This is a genomic window from Halorussus ruber, assembly GCF_004765785.1.
GTDB classification, from domain to species: Archaea; Halobacteriota; Halobacteria; order Halobacteriales; family Haladaptataceae; genus Halorussus; species Halorussus ruber.
This window is the reverse complement of the sequence record NZ_SBIT01000010.1, coordinates 130,938-144,474: the sequence shown is the minus strand read 5'-3', so window position 1 is coordinate 144,474 and position 13,537 is coordinate 130,938. Positions and strand designations below refer to the sequence as shown.

Annotated in this window: 14 protein-coding genes and 1 tRNA gene; 8 read left to right on the top strand and 7 right to left on the bottom strand. The window is 64.7% G+C overall.

The genetic code is table 11. The features are described from left to right. Window positions 1-385: 385 nt before the first annotated feature. The 4 genes from EPL01_RS16990 (at window position 386) to EPL01_RS16975 (ending at window position 2,611) form a co-directional block, all read left to right on the top strand. Window positions 386-895 (top strand): TspO/MBR family protein, encoded by a 510-nt coding sequence (locus EPL01_RS16990; protein ID WP_135826473.1) that lies wholly within the window; start codon window positions 386-388, stop codon window positions 893-895. 176 nt (window positions 896-1,071) lie between these two features. Then, window positions 1,072-1,473: a hypothetical protein gene (locus EPL01_RS16985; RefSeq protein ID WP_246045731.1), complete on the top strand. Its 402-nt coding sequence runs from the start codon at window positions 1,072-1,074 to the stop codon at window positions 1,471-1,473. Between the two features lie 97 nt (window positions 1,474-1,570). Further along, on the top strand, window positions 1,571-2,230 hold the full coding sequence (locus EPL01_RS16980) for a helix-turn-helix domain-containing protein (protein WP_135826472.1): 660 nt from the start codon (window positions 1,571-1,573) through the stop codon (window positions 2,228-2,230). 60 nt (window positions 2,231-2,290) lie between these two features. After that, window positions 2,291-2,611 (top strand): HalOD1 output domain-containing protein, encoded by a 321-nt coding sequence (locus tag EPL01_RS16975; RefSeq protein WP_135826471.1) that lies wholly within the window; start codon window positions 2,291-2,293, stop codon window positions 2,609-2,611. A gap of 106 nt (window positions 2,612-2,717) precedes the next feature. On the opposite strand, the gene EPL01_RS16970 is transcribed toward EPL01_RS16975, so the two are convergent. After that, a tRNA-Ser gene (locus tag EPL01_RS16970) sits at window positions 2,718-2,802 on the bottom strand. A 102-nt stretch (window positions 2,803-2,904) separates the two neighbouring features. On the opposite strand from EPL01_RS16970, the gene EPL01_RS16965 reads away from it, so the two are divergent. Together EPL01_RS16965 and EPL01_RS21820 are read left to right on the top strand one after the other, a co-directional pair. Continuing rightward, entirely contained in the window at window positions 2,905-3,855 is a 951-nt protein-coding gene (locus EPL01_RS16965) for an AAA family ATPase (RefSeq protein WP_135826470.1), read from the top strand. 135 nt (window positions 3,856-3,990) lie between these two features. Continuing rightward, window positions 3,991-4,149, top strand: coding sequence for a hypothetical protein (locus EPL01_RS21820; protein WP_168215943.1), 159 nt, complete (start codon window positions 3,991-3,993; stop codon window positions 4,147-4,149). A gap of 314 nt (window positions 4,150-4,463) precedes the next feature. Here the strand turns inward: EPL01_RS21820 and EPL01_RS16960 are convergent, their stop codons facing one another. From EPL01_RS16960 to EPL01_RS16945, 4 genes are read right to left on the bottom strand one after another with little or no spacing between them, the layout of a single operon-like run. Then, the gene (locus EPL01_RS16960) at window positions 4,464-4,964 is read right to left on the bottom strand and encodes a DUF7519 family protein (protein WP_135826469.1); all 501 of its coding nucleotides are present in this window, start codon (window positions 4,962-4,964) and stop codon (window positions 4,464-4,466) included. Next, window positions 4,961-6,238 (bottom strand): DUF58 domain-containing protein, encoded by a 1,278-nt coding sequence (locus EPL01_RS16955; RefSeq protein ID WP_135826468.1) that lies wholly within the window; start codon window positions 6,236-6,238, stop codon window positions 4,961-4,963. The genes EPL01_RS16960 and EPL01_RS16955 overlap by 4 nt, the downstream gene beginning before the upstream one ends. Next, the gene (locus EPL01_RS16950; RefSeq protein ID WP_135826467.1) at window positions 6,235-7,017 is read right to left on the bottom strand and encodes a DUF7269 family protein; all 783 of its coding nucleotides are present in this window, start codon (window positions 7,015-7,017) and stop codon (window positions 6,235-6,237) included. Before EPL01_RS16950 ends, EPL01_RS16955 begins: the two co-directional genes overlap by 4 nt. Further along, window positions 7,014-7,961: a DUF4129 domain-containing protein gene (locus tag EPL01_RS16945; protein WP_135826466.1), complete on the bottom strand. Its 948-nt coding sequence runs from the start codon at window positions 7,959-7,961 to the stop codon at window positions 7,014-7,016. The genes EPL01_RS16950 and EPL01_RS16945 overlap by 4 nt, the downstream gene beginning before the upstream one ends. 171 nt (window positions 7,962-8,132) lie before the next feature. Between EPL01_RS16945 and EPL01_RS16940 the strand changes: the two genes are divergently transcribed. Further along, a complete protein-coding gene (locus tag EPL01_RS16940; RefSeq protein ID WP_135826465.1) occupies window positions 8,133-8,843 on the top strand; it encodes a hypothetical protein in 711 nt (236 codons plus the stop codon). Then, window positions 8,824-9,525 carry a hypothetical protein gene (locus EPL01_RS16935; RefSeq protein WP_135826464.1) on the top strand — a complete coding sequence of 234 codons (702 nt, stop codon included), beginning with the start codon at window positions 8,824-8,826 and terminating at the stop codon, window positions 9,523-9,525. The genes EPL01_RS16940 and EPL01_RS16935 overlap by 20 nt, the downstream gene beginning before the upstream one ends. Window positions 9,526-9,814: 289 nt before the next feature. On the opposite strand, the gene EPL01_RS16930 is transcribed toward EPL01_RS16935, so the two are convergent. Both EPL01_RS16930 and EPL01_RS16925 read right to left on the bottom strand, forming a co-directional pair. After that, entirely contained in the window at window positions 9,815-11,425 is a 1,611-nt protein-coding gene (locus tag EPL01_RS16930) for a hydantoinase B/oxoprolinase family protein (protein ID WP_135826463.1), read from the bottom strand. After that, window positions 11,422-13,452 carry a hydantoinase/oxoprolinase family protein gene (locus tag EPL01_RS16925; RefSeq protein WP_246045730.1) on the bottom strand — a complete coding sequence of 677 codons (2,031 nt, stop codon included), beginning with the start codon at window positions 13,450-13,452 and terminating at the stop codon, window positions 11,422-11,424. Before EPL01_RS16925 ends, EPL01_RS16930 begins: the two co-directional genes overlap by 4 nt. Window positions 13,453-13,537: the final 85 nt, after the last annotated feature.

The following is a 13,537-nucleotide window of genomic DNA, read 5'->3' as shown; positions in this document are numbered from 1 at the left end:
GAGTTATGTCTGCGAACGACGGCTGGCCAGCCGCCAGCGAGCACTCGGCGAACCATTGACAGGGCGGGATGAAGGGGCCGGTCGCTCGCGGCCGAAGGCCGTGGTCGTCTCCGGCGGTTCTATTCGCGGACCGGGCGGTGCGGAGAGGTCCGCGAATATCCGACGGAGCGACCGCGAGCGACCGGGGGCTTCAAAAGGCATTCATCGCTACGACGCTGTTCTCGTGGCTTGTGATAGTTCGAAGCGACCGAGGGCTTCAAAAACAGTCCTCCTAATCGTTACCCTCTCGGTTCTCCCAGTTGCTCTTCAGTCTCCGACCCAACCGCCACAGAACACTACCTTTCGACCCTCCATCTCTTTCCCTCTCCCCGACCTACAAGCTCCTATGAGCGTTCTCGACAACATCCGCGACTCCCGGGACGGAACAGGCACCAACTGGCCTGCCCTCTTCGGGGCCATCGTCGTCTGCGAACTCGCCGGAATCGTCCCCTCGCTCCTCACCGCCGAGGAGGTGGCGACGTGGTACCCGACGCTCGCCAAACCCGGGTTCACGCCGCCGAGCTGGGTGTTCGGCCCGGTCTGGACCACGCTCTACCTCCTGATGGGCGTGGCGCTGTATCTGGTCTGGCGGAGCGACCGCGGTCGAATCCGACAGGTCGCGCTCGCCGCCTTCGGCGTCCAACTGGTGCTGAACGCGGCGTGGACGCTGGTGTTCTTCGGGTCGCGGGCCATCTTCGGCGGGCTGGTCGTCATCCTTGTCCTGCTGGCGGCGATTCTGGTCACGATGGCGGCGTTCGCCCGCATCGACCGTCGGGCGGCCCTCCTGCTCGTGCCCTACCTCCTCTGGGTCGGGTTCGCCACCGCGCTCAACTACGAGCTTTGGCGGCTGAACTGACCGGCTCTGGCGGGGAAACCGACAACTTTGGCGGGTGAGCCAAACGGCGACGAATACCGTCCCACCGGAGTATCCCCTCGTTACTCCCGACAACGAGCGCCTTCGACTGATTGGACCGCAGTTACGGCCGATTTTGGGAGGCCATAACAAAGGACGCGTCCGGCGTCTCACGGTTCGTGTCGAACAGTTCGGTTCCCAGTTCCTACGCCATCGGCGGCGGGCGCTTCGGGGTCGGCGCGGACCGAGCCACGCTCTTCGCGGTGGTGTTCGCGGGCAAAGCCCTCGACGCCATCAGCACCGTGACCGTCCTCTCGCTCCGCGAGGACGTCTACGAGTCGATGTGGCTCACCCGAACGCTGATGCGGGAACTCGGGATGGTCACGGGCGTCCTCGTCACCGTCGTCCTCGCGGTCGCCGGAGTGGCGCTGCTGGCCGAGAGCGGCGAACTCGTCGCCCGACTGGCTCCCGACGAGTGGGCACCCGACGAGTATCCCACCGCGTTCCGGGTGATCACGTACTCCTCGGCGGCCGTGTGGTACGGGGCGCTCGGGGTTCACAACTTCCTGTTCCTGTTTTGAGCGGGCGGAACCCACTCGGGAGTTGGCCAGCGACGGGTTGAAAGACCCCGCTCCCGGTGGCGAAACCCCCTTATCTCTCAGACGAGTGTCTACGACAATGGGTTTCATCGCCGAGTACACACTGTCGAATCCGATTCTACAGGAGACCCGGCGGCGAGTCCCCGACGTCACGTTCGAGGTGGAAGACGAGCAACCCGTCTCCGGCGACCCCTCGCGGCTCATCTTCTGGGCGAGAGGAGCCGAGGAGTCCCTCGAACGGGTCTTTCGAGTACTGCCGGACGACCCGTCGCTCACGGACTTCGAGGTCCTCTCGGACGTGCCGGAACGCCGTCTCCTCCGCGTCGCCCTCTCGTCGGAGGGCGAACGCGGCCTGACCTACGTCGACGCCATGGAGTTCGGAATCACGCTCCTCAGCATCGAACTGAACGACCACGGCGTCGAGTACCGCGCCCAGTTTCCGAACCGCGAGGCGCTGTCGAACTACCGCAGGCGGTGCGAGGAGCGCGAACTGTCGTTCAAACTCCGGCGACTCTACCGAGGCGAGGACGACGAGGCGGCGGGCTACGGCGTGACTCCTCGCCAGCGAGAAGTGTTGTTCCGGGCGTTAGAACGGGGCTACTACGAGGTACCGCGCGAGACCTCGACGAAAGCACTGGCCGACGAGTTCGGGATTTCGAGTCAGGCGCTCTCCGCGCTCCTCCGGCGCGGCCACGAGGCACTCCTGCGGAGTACCATCGCCGAGGACAGGGATATTTAAAACGTTGATTTGCGAACCCGCCCAAATTCCCACCGAGACTGTTTCCGATACAGTACATCGATGGCGACGAAGTCCCAACAAGTCGAGGAGGCCAACCAGGAGATAGTCAGTTACACCGCGGCCGAAGACGAACTCCCGAGCGAAGCGGTCATCGAGGCGCTACGAGCGGCTACCGGTCGGACGGCGTCGCCGGGGCAGGTCGGCGACGGGGGCGGCGAACTCCTCGGCCCGATCTTCCGGAGTGTCGACCTCGACGCCCTCGACGCGCTCTTCCGGTCTGTCTACGGCGATGCAGAGGCGACGAAGACGGTCACGTTCACCTACTCCGAGTACGAGGTTACCGTAACTGCCGCGGGGGAAGTCGTCGTCACGAAGCGATAACGGACGCTCCGAATTTGCTCTCGTGGTCAGTGATTCAGAAACCCGGCGGTGAAGATGGAATCTAAAACGCCGTAAACGCGGCTAAGAAGCGTTGAAGTTGGAAAAGCGCCGAGGAGGCGATTTGAACGCCTGAGTCCGTGAGGACAGTTGCTCTCGAAGCAACCGCCTTGGCCGGGCTAGGCTACCTCGGCTCACCCCATCCTACTGCCCTCTCCGACTTAGTGATTTCGATTCGATACGCAGAGTTCAGACGACCGTCAAATTCAAGCGGGTGCCACCACTCGGGGTAGGGTATGGACGTAACCGAGGCCAACGAGCGGTGTGAATCGGTCCTCGACGCTATCGGAAACGCCGTCATCGCCGACAGGGAGTTTCTCGAAACCGTACTCTTGGGCGTGATGGCAGGGGGCCACGCTCTCCTCGAAGACGTGCCCGGCACGGGCAAGACTCTCACGGCCCGGAGCTTCGCGTCGGCGCTCGGACTGTCGTTCTCGCGGGTCCAGTTCACGCCGGACCTCCTCCCGGCGGACGTGACCGGGACCCACGTGTTCAACGAGCAGGACCGAACCTTCGAGTTCAACGAGGGGCCCATCTTCGCCAACGTCGTTCTCGCCGACGAAATCAACCGCGCGCCGCCGAAGACCCAAGCCGCCCTGCTGGAAGCCATGGAGGAGGGGCAGGTCACGGTGGACGGCGACACCCACGAACTCCCCAAGCCCTTCTTCGTTATCGCCACCCAGAACCCCGTCGAGCAGGAGGGGACCTTCCCCCTGCCCGAGGCCCAAGTCGACCGCTTCGCCGTCAAGTCCTCCATCGGCTACCCTGACGTAGAAGGCGAGTACGAACTCCTCCGGCGGCGCGCCGGTCGCTCCGCCCAGAGTCCCTCGGTGGGGACGGTCCTCGACCAGCAGCTCGTGACCGACCTCCGCGAGGTCCCCGAGGAGGTCCGCGTGGACGACGACCTACTGGAGTACATGGCGAACGTGGCCCGCGAGACCCGCGAGGACCGGCGCGTCCAAGTGGGGGTCTCCCCGCGCGGGACTCAGCGCCTGTTCGAGGCCGCCCGGGCCTACGCCGCGATGTGCGGCCGGGAGTTCGTCACCCCCGACGACGTGAAGCGCGTGGCCCAACCGGTGCTGGCGCACAGGGTGGTCCTGACGCCCGACGCGCAGGTCAACAACGTGGACAAGTCGGCTATCGTAGACAGGGTGCTGGACGACGTGCCGGTACCGACCGTCGAGTAACGACGGATTTCGCCGTCGGTCGTCCTCGATTTTCGTTCGGTTCCCCCGTTTCTGGTTCACCCGTTTCGCTTTCGCTCGTTTCACTTTCACTCCGCTTGGCTCGGCTTTATATCAGCTCCCCGACCACCTGCGGGCATGGACAGTAACGCAGACGGGGAGGAGACGGGAGAGTCCGAGGACCGAGAGGTGACAGACGACGGGACAGAACTCGCGGACCTCGACCCGAACGCCGAGGAGCAGGCCCGGAAAGTCGAGCGCCAACTGCGACGACTCCAGCGCGAGATGCGGGGATAGTCGGTTTTAGAATTGTAATTGTTTATTTAGAAATTGTAGCTCGTTGCTTTAGGCGTGTTCGTATATATCGAGACGAGGGAGCGTGAACGACGAGGAGCGAACTTCAGGCTTGAGCAAAGCCGTCTCCGCACCGCCCCGCAACCGCGGACCTCACGCCTCCCCAACCGATTGCGGTCCTCGGCCTGACGGCCTGCGGTCCTCATCCCTCGCACGCCGATGGCGCGACACGAGGTCGCGCCAACGCGCGCCGATTCGGAAACACCACCGAGTACAAACTCGCCGGAGAATAACCCAAAACCCCAAGATACCCACTCTCAGTTCCTGAGCGCCGAGGTCAGCACCACCGCGGCCAACAGCAGGAACACCAGCGCGGTCACCGGCTGGCCGCCCGAGGAGACCAGATAGACCCCGTAGCCCAGCGCGCCAGCGCCGACGCCGACCACCGTGCTTCCGGCGGCGTGAGTGACCTCCAGTTGGGTCGTGTCGGCTCCTCGGCCCAGTTGCTCGCCGACGTTGACGGCCTGCTCGCCGAAGTCCCACGCCAGCACCGTGGCGATGACCCCCGGCAGGAGGAGGTAGGCCGCCCCCGAGAGCAGGCCGCCGACGAGCGCCGAGAGGAGCAGGACGCCCGCGCCGAGGGTGAGGCCGCGCCGGGACCCCACGACCACGCCGACCGCGAAGAGCGCGAGGCCGCCGAGCGACCCGGCGAGCGCGACGGTCGCGGAGAGCGCGCTCGTCCCCGCCGCGAGCGCCGCCGCGCTTATCGCCAGCGCCGACGAGAGGCGAGCGGGCGACCGGTCGATTTCGCGGGTCACGCCGGACCCCCCGTGACGCGGGCCATCCGAGCCAGCGCGACGCCGAAGGTCTCGTCGGTGTCCCAGTCCACGACCCTGATTCCGGCCTGCCTGAGCTTCGAGACCCGGTGTTTGCGCCGGGTCCGGGCGAATCGCTGACCCGAGGTCGCGGTCGCGGTCAGGTCCGGACTCACCACCGTCACGAGGTGGCCCTCGGCGTCGAGTCGCCGGGCGACCTCCGGGCCGAAGTCGTCGCACAGCGGCGTGACGAAGAGTACTTGCGAGGAGGCCGGGAGTCGCTTGCGAATCTGCTTGAGCCGAGTCGTCGGGTAGAACATCTCCTCGGAGGGGACCGGCGAGAACGCGGGATGGGTCGCCAGCAGGTTCCGAGCGCGGGCCTGATGGTCGTGGCCAGCGCCGGGGGCGAGCCAGCAGGATTCGGGGCCGAGCGAGGCCAGACCGACTCGGTCGCCCGCGTCCAGCAGCTTCGTGACGATTTTGCCCGCGGCGTCCACGCCGAACTGGACCGCGTTGCGCTCGTCGTCGCCCGAGGCGAGATACGCCTTCTCGCGGGTGTCCACGAGGACCACCACGCTGGCCGCGCGCTCCTCGCGGAAGTCGACGGTGGTCAACTCGCCGGTCCGAGCGAGCCGGTTCCAGTCCACCCGCGAGAGGGGGTCGCCCGGTCGGTACTCCCGAGTCGCGTGGAACTCGACGCCCGACCCGCCGGTGTCGGTGGTGACCCGGCCGGTGTACTGGGTGGTCTGAGCGCGGAGCGGCACGTCCACGGTCGTCCCGAGTTTCGGCACGCACTCGATTGCGGTCTCGACCTCGACTTCGGTCTCGACTTCGATTGCGCCGCTGAAGTCCCTGGTAATCGCAATCACGGGGTCGAACTCGTGTTCCCCGCGCTCGGCCTCGACGGTGTAGGTCAGGCTGGCCGTCTTCCCCGGTCGAAGCGCGGTTCCGAGCCGGGCGGACCCGCCAGTCACGGGCAGGGCGTCGGGCACCCCGTCAACGATTCGGAGGTCAGCGAGCGTCGAATCGCCGACGTTCTCGACGGTGAGTCGGACCTCCACCTCGTCGCCCGGCAGGGGTTCGTCGTCGCTGATGGTCCGGGTCACGTCGAGTCGGGGTTCGGGCGTCCCTGCGGTCCGGGCGTAGGCCGCGAACGCGACGCCGACGACGCCCGACAGCAGGACCAGCGGCCGACTGAACAGGACGCCGAGCGACCCCGCGAGCAGCGCGACCGCGCTGACGCCGCGCCAGCGATTAGTCTCCCGAATCGACTTCATGCTTCGACCTCCGTCGTCCGGTCCGCGTCGTCGCCTCGGTCTGCGTCGTCGCCTCGGTCTGCGTCGTCGCCTCGGTCCGCGTCGTCGCCCCGGTCGGTGGCCTCGGCGTTCGTCCCGTGGCTCTCGACCCGACCAGAGTCGGTCGCGCTCTCTCCGATTCCGTTTCCGGCGATTCCTCCGTCCTCGTCGTCTGTGTCGTTCGTGTCGTCCACGACATCGGCGGTCCGGGCGACCGCGTCGGCGGTCCGGCGAATCCGGAACTGGAAGGGCGACTCGCCGCTTGCGGCGATTTTCACTCGGTCGAGGAGGGGCGGCGAGGGGGCGTCTGCCCCGCCGAGGAAGGCCGCGGCGTGAGCGTCGTCGGTCCACGTCCCGGCGTCGAGGAGGTCGGCGGCCTGCTCGCGCGAGCAGTTCTCCCGGTCGGCGACGGCGGTCAGCGCGGCCTCCTCCAGCGCCTCGCGGAGGTCGGCCCGCTCGCGGATGAGGACCCGGCGCGGCCCCGACCGGATTTCGGCGACCGTCTCGTCGAACTCGTCGCCGGGCGTGGGCATCGACTCGACCGTCTCCACGTCGGGCGTCTCGGTGGCTTCCAAGTCGGTGGCCTGCCGGGAGCGCACGACCCGAATCGCCTGCACCAGCGCCAGCAGGCCGACCATGGTGACCGCGGCGTAGCCGGTGCCGATGGCGCTGGCGAGTCCGGGGACGAAGACGAACAGCAGGCCCACGGCGACCGCGAGGACTCCCGCGGCCGTCAGAATCGGGTGGTCGTTCCGGCTCATCGGCGACCACCCGCGTACTCGTCCTCGATGCGGCGGAGGGCGTCGAGCGCCTGCTCTTCGCGCTCGTCGGTCGGCGACTCGCCGCCGTAGCGCACCTCCTCGAACAGCGAGGTCAGGCGGTCGACGTCCTCGCGGGCCATCCCGGCCTCGACCGCCGCGCCAGCGAACTCGGCGGGCGTGCTGGACTGGGGGTTCGACACGTCGAGGTGGTCTGTCATCTCGCGCCACGCCCGGAAGACCTCGTTGTCCACGTCGGTCGTGGTCTCGATGCGGTCCGCGGCCTCGCCCGCGGCCCGACCGACCGCCTGCACGTCGGTCGAGTCGCCGGGTTCGGCGAACTCCTCGTCTGGTTCGGGGTCGTCTCCGCTGGAGGAGACGAACAGGAGCGCGACCGCCGCGAGGAGCGCGACTCCGAGTCCGGCCATCAGCAGGAAGGAGGGGTCGGTCAGCGTCGTGCCGGTGGCTCCGCCGGGCGAGCCGCTGCCGCCTTCGGGCAGGAGCGAGACGTTGCCCGACTTGAACAGCGAGTCGCGGGTCTCCTCGGCCGGTTCGCTACACATGGTGAGAAGCGCGTGGGCGAACAGCAGAGGGATGCCCACCGGCCCGGCGTAGGCCACGACGCCGATGCCGCCGAGGCGTCGGTACGCGACGTAGCCCCCGAGGGTGAAGACGCCGAGGATGGCCGTGATGGCCCACCACGTGTCCAGAAACGCGTAGCAGGGGAAGTCCATCCCTAGCACCCCGGTCGCGTTCGTCGATTGGTTGCCGAGTTCGAAGCTCGGCTGACTGCCGTTCTGGACGCCCGGACTCGACGCGGGCGGTCCGACGCCGAATCCGCCGGACGAGTCGGTCGTCACCGCCGTGTCGAGCGTCGCGGCGGCGACGCCGAGCGCGACGACTGCCAACAGCGCGAGCGCGACGGGGCGTGCGGTATCACGGTCCACGGAGGTAGGTAGCAGGATTGATAACTTAGTGGTTCTGCCTTTGACTTATATATCTGCGCCCCCTACGTTAATTATTATGTGTATATGGTGGATTATCAACCATAGACTAGGTTACTACTGAATACTTATTATATAGAAAATTTGAAGTAGGGGAAATTTCAATGCGAAACTATGGATAATCACGATAAGGAAGAGGGGATAGATAAACCCTCGCCACCAGAGCGATGGGTAGATCCCATAATTGAAAACGAGGAGTCAATTCGAGAATTTCTTGATGAGATTCAGCAACTTTATCTTTATGACGCAAATCAGGCCCGTAGCCGACTACGCTCCTTTGCTCAGGAATCTCGGTTTAAAGATGCCTTTATTGGAATTTATATGGCACTTATTTCTCAGGAAGGATTTTTCCAAGACGTTTCCGAGAATTATGGTGAAGGTGTAGAAGAAAAGATAAAAAGTTTTTCTCAGGAATACTCAAGTTTAGAAGATGAATTTAAGAAAGTTTATTCTGAATCATACTATCCGTATTATAATCGATTAAATAATTATGATTCTAGTGTTGACCAGCGCACACATGAGGGAAACCCAGTAGTTACTTTTACTGCGTACTCTGGCAATACCCCCGTCCTAAAAACCCAAGAACTCCCATCTGGTCTTCTGAATTTTTCGGCAGTAGTTGTCAATCACGTCAGGAAGAGAATCGAAAACCGACATTCTTCAGTCACTATTACTGAAGAAGAAGCAGAAGCACTCGCCAATGAGTCTCAACATATCCAGCGGCATCTTGATGACTTGAACGAATTGCTTGATGAATTAGACAGTTTAGAATCAGAATCGCTTTCAGAGAAAACAGACTCTACAAATGAAAGCCAGCATGAATAGTTCAAAAAATCCAAATGATACAAAGGAGGAGAAAACGGTTGAAGTATCTCAAGAAAAGTATCACGAGTTGATAGAGCGAACACAACGATTTGAACTTGCTCGCTCAGCATTAACTGATCCGAATCCCTACCCTACGAATCCTACAGAACAGCAAGAGATAGAATACGAAAAGTCTGTAGACCATGAGGAGGATCCAGATGATATCGAATATGAGGGACCATCAGCCCAAAATTTCAAAAAAGATCCGGTAGGAGTTACCAAAGAGAAGGACCATGATGAGGAGATATCACCTACTCAGTCTTCACCTCCCGACCGTGGTTGCATATCAACGATTCAGGCAACACCTGAAACTCAACAGAGGACGGATAAGGAAGGCCAGAATGTTCGCCAAGAGGTTGATAACAAAGTAGGACACACTCCTCAAGAAGACAGGAGGGAATCTCGTAGAGAAGAATCGTCCATGATAGAGGAAACTACCAACAACCAACCAAATATTGACAATGAGACACTAGAGGTTATTTACAAGTCAACAATGATGGTTGGGGCGATTCTTTCTATATTTGGGTCCTTTATTTTCGGGTTTGTTCAGCCGTTTCTACCATTAGCAGTTTTATTGGTTCTCACGACCGGTTTCTTCATTATTGCATTTAATAGAGGTGCTAAAGAGATAAATGTCCGCTAAAAAGTTCCTACCGTATGAGTTCGCTATGGAAATTTTGATTATGGCATTTCTTGTTTTCTTTTCTAATCCTGATCGAGTTTCCGCGAAAATTCCTAAACTGTTGCAATTCTCTGCATCGGGAATTAGTGTACCTTTCTCGGAAGGTCTTCAGATAACCGCTTTTTTTATCCTTATTCCCATTCTCGTTATTCTCTTATTTGCGTCTTGTGTTCCGGTTGTTAAAGGATTAGTGGCCTCTAACTGAAATATAACCGATCAACAGGTGGGTTAGAAACCCACTACGTATTGCTTATTTCCCGTCCTCCCGGTCGCGCTCGCGGGCCTCGCCGTCCCTGTCGCGCGAATCGCCGTACCCGCCGCCGCCGGGCGTCAGCACCGTGACGGTGGTTCCGGCCTCGACCTCCTCGGTCGTCTTCGCGCCGACGCGCTCGCCGTCGATGCGGTTCTGGCCGAGCGCGCCCGCTTGTCCGCCCTCGCGGCCCTGCGGCGCGTGACGGCGGCGCTCGGTGAGGAGCGACACCGTGGCGTCCTCCTGAACCGTGACCGCGCGCTCCAGTCCGAGGCCGCCGCGGAACTCGCCCGCGCCGCCGCTGTCGGGCCGGAGCGCGTAGCGTTCGACCCGAAGGGGGTACTCGGCTTCGAGGGCCTCGACCGGCGTGTTCAGCGTGTTGGTCATCCCGACCTGCACGCCGTCCATGCCGTCCTTCGCCGCTCTCGCACCGAACCCGCCGCCGATGGTCTCGTAGTAGGTGAATCCTCCCGCTCGGCTTCCGACGATGAGGTTGTTCATCGTCCCCTGCCCCTCGGCGGGGACGCGGTCGGGTGCGGCCTCCGCCAGCGCCCGGAACACCGCGTCGGTCACGCGCTGGCTGGTCTCGACGTTGCCGCCGACGACCGCGGCGGGCGGCGCGGGATTCAGCAGGCACCCCTCGGGCGCGCTGACAGAAATTGGCGCGTAGCAACCCTGATTCGGCGGAATCTCGGGGTCGGTCGCGCACCGGACCGCGAAGTAGACCGCGCTCTTGGCCACCGACAGCGGCGCGTTGAGGTTGCCCGCCAGTTGGTCGGCGGTGCCCGCGAAATCGACCGAGAGCGACGAGCCGTCTATCTCGACCGCGACCGAAATCGGGATGTCGTCGTCAGTGACTCCGTCGCCCTCCAGCACGTCCTGAGCGCGGTACTCGCCGTCGGGCAGGGCGGCCAGTTCCGACTCCATTCGTTCCCGAGAGTAGTCCACGACCGCGTCGAACGCCGAAAGCAGGCGGTCGCCGTGGTCGGCCAGCAGTTCGCCGACGCGCTCCTCGGCGCGGTCGTTGGCCGCCATCTGGGCGCGGAGGTCCGCCCGGCGCTCGTCGGGCGTCCGGACGTTCGCCAGCAGGAGCGCCAGCACGTCCTCGCAGACCTCGCCGCCCGCCGCGAGGCGGACCGGCGGCAGGCGCAGGCCCTCCTGATAAATCTCGCGCGCTCCCGCTGGCATGCTCCCCGGACTCATCCCGCCGACGTCGGCGTGGTGGGCGCGAGAGACCGCGTAGCCGACGATTTCTGCATCGGCCTCGTCGGGCGCGAGCGGCGAGACCAGCGTCACGTCCGGCAGGTGGGTCCCGCCCTCGAAGGGGTCGTTGACGACGAACGTGTCGCCGGGCTCGGGGTCCAACTCCCGGACCGCCGCGACCGCTTCGGGCATCGCGCCGAGGTGGACCGGGATGTGTTCGGCCTGCGCAATCATCCGGCCCTCGGCGTCGAACAGCGCGGTCGAGCAGTCCTGGCGCTCCTTGATGTTCGGCGAATACGCGCCCCGAATCAGGACTTGGCCCATCTCCTCGGCCACGCTCTCCAGTTGATTCCGGAGGATTTCGAGTTCGACGGAGTCGATGTCGGCGTCGTCGGTGGTGTCGGTCATCTCTCGCCCTCCTGTTTCAGCACCAGCGTCCCGTCGGCCTGCACCTCGGCCCGCCACTCCGGCGGGACAACCACCGTGCTGTCGGCCTGCTCGCAGACGGCCGGTCCCGCGACCTCCTCGCCCGCCGGGAGCGCCTCCCGGCGGTAGACCGGCGTCTCGCGGACCTCCTCGCCGAAGTTGGCCTCGCGCGAGCCGACTCGGGGGTCGCCCTCGGCGCTGTAGGCCACGTCGGGCGTCTCGCGCTCGATGGTCGCCCGCGCCCGGAGACCGACGAGTTCGACCGCCTCGTCCATCCGGTAGCCGTGGGCCGTCTCGTGGGCCGCGTGGAACCGCTCGGCGACGGCTCGGGGGTCGAACGACTCGCCGACCTCGACCGGTAGCTCGAAGCTCTGGCCCGAGTACCGGAGGTCGGCGTGCCGAGTGACCGATGCGGCGTCTGGATTCCGGAGGTCCGCCTTCGCCTCGTCGGCCAACTCGGCGAGGACCGATTCGATGTCCGCGGAATCTGCCGCGTCGAGCGAGGAGCGATAGGTCCGAACCGCGTCGCGGGTCTCGTCGGCCGCCAGCAGGCCGAACGCCGAGAGGACGCCGCAGGCGCGGGGAATCACGACCCGGCCCACGTCGAGGCGGTCGGCCAGCGCGGCGGCGTGCATCGGTCCCGCGCCGCCGAACGCCGCCAGCGCGAAGTTCCGGGGGTCGTGGCCGCGCTCGACCGTCACGGCCCTGACCGCCCTGGTCATGCTGGCGTTGGCTACCCTGTAGACCCCGCGGGCGGCCTCGACTGGTCCCGACAGGTCGGCCTCGTCGGCGAGGTCCGCGAGGGCCTCGCGGGCCGCCTCGGCGTCCAGCGAGAGTTCGCCGCCCAAGGCCGTGTCGCCGCCGAGGTAGCCCAGCACGACGTTCGCGTCTGTCACGGTGGGTTCGGAACCGCCCTTCCCGTAGCACGCCGGGCCGGGATTCGCGCCCGCCGACTCGGGACCGACGCGGAGCGCGCCGCCCGAATCGACGTAGGCGAGGCTCCCGCCGCCCGCGCCGACCGTCGTCACGTCCACCATCGGCGTGCCGACCGGCCGCCCGCCGATTTCGGCCTCGGTGGTGCGCTCGACCTCGCCGTCTCGGACGAGACTCACGTCGCTGGAGGTCCCGCCCATGTCGAAGGTGACGAGGCCAGCGGCGTCGGTCGCCGATTCGGCCGTGGCATCCGCACCGACCACGCCCGCCGCGGGACCCGAGAGACAGGTCGTGACGGCGTGTTCGCGGACCGTTCCAGCGTCGGCGATGCCGCCGTTCGACTGCATGACGAGCGGGGCCGGAACTCCGGCCTCCTCGGCGCGCTCGACGAGTCGGCCCAGATAGGCGTCGATTTTCGGCGTCACGTAGGCGTCCACCGCAGTCGTGGAGGAGCGCTCGTACTCTCGGAAGGCGGCCAGCACCTCGTGGGACGCCGAGACGGGCGCGTCCAACTCCTCGCGCAGAATCTCGGCGACGGTCTCCTCGTTTCCGGGGTCGGCGTAGGCGTGCAACAGCGAGACGGCCACGCTCTCGGCCTCGGTTTCGCGGATTCGACCCGCGATTTCGCGGACCGAATCCGGGTCGGGAGGAGTCTCGATTCCGTCCGGCGTCGCGCGCTCCTCGACCTCGAAGCGCCTGCGCCGAGGGACGAGGGGGTCCGGCTTCTCGGCGTTCAGGTCGTAGAGCGAAGGCCGGTCCTGTCGGCCGATTTCCAGCACGTCGCAAAACCCCTCGGTCGTCACGAGCGCGGTCCTCGCGCCGTCTTCTTCGAGGAGCGCGTTCGTGGAGACCGTCATCGCGTGGGAGAAGGCGTCGACGTCTCGAGGGTCGACGTCGGCCTTCTCGCAGGCCTTTCGGATGCCGTCGAGGACGCCCTCGCTCTGGTCGTCGGTCGAGGGGACCTTCGCGGTGACGAGGCGGTCCTCCTCGGTCAGGAGTACGACGTCGGTGAAGGTGCCGCCGACGTCCGCGCCGACGCGGATTCGGTGGGTTTTCTCAGCGGCGTCGTTGCTCACGGTCGAGGTCCTCCCGCGGAAGCACTGACGTTGCGAAGATGGCTCATGGATACGCGATTTCACTAAGTGGGGTAATAGTTGGCGC

Excerpts from the sequence above, each read along its gene's own strand:
- EPL01_RS16990 (WP_135826473.1), top strand. The coding sequence starts at position 386 with ATGAGCGTTCTCGACAACATCCGCGACTCCCGGGACGGAACAGGCACC.
- EPL01_RS16980 (WP_135826472.1), top strand. The coding sequence starts at position 1,571 with ATGGGTTTCATCGCCGAGTACACACTGTCGAATCCGATTCTACAGGAG.
- EPL01_RS16975 (WP_135826471.1), top strand. The coding sequence starts at position 2,291 with ATGGCGACGAAGTCCCAACAAGTCGAGGAGGCCAACCAGGAGATAGTC.
- EPL01_RS16965 (WP_135826470.1), top strand. The coding sequence starts at position 2,905 with ATGGACGTAACCGAGGCCAACGAGCGGTGTGAATCGGTCCTCGACGCT.
- EPL01_RS21820 (WP_168215943.1), top strand. The coding sequence starts at position 3,991 with ATGGACAGTAACGCAGACGGGGAGGAGACGGGAGAGTCCGAGGACCGA.
- EPL01_RS16955 (WP_135826468.1), bottom strand. The coding sequence starts at position 6,238 with ATGAAGTCGATTCGGGAGACTAATCGCTGGCGCGGCGTCAGCGCGGTC.
- EPL01_RS16950 (WP_135826467.1), bottom strand. The coding sequence starts at position 7,017 with ATGAGCCGGAACGACCACCCGATTCTGACGGCCGCGGGAGTCCTCGCG.
- EPL01_RS16940 (WP_135826465.1), top strand. The coding sequence starts at position 8,133 with ATGGATAATCACGATAAGGAAGAGGGGATAGATAAACCCTCGCCACCA.
- EPL01_RS16935 (WP_135826464.1), top strand. The coding sequence starts at position 8,824 with ATGAAAGCCAGCATGAATAGTTCAAAAAATCCAAATGATACAAAGGAG.
- EPL01_RS16930 (WP_135826463.1), bottom strand. The coding sequence starts at position 11,425 with ATGACCGACACCACCGACGACGCCGACATCGACTCCGTCGAACTCGAA.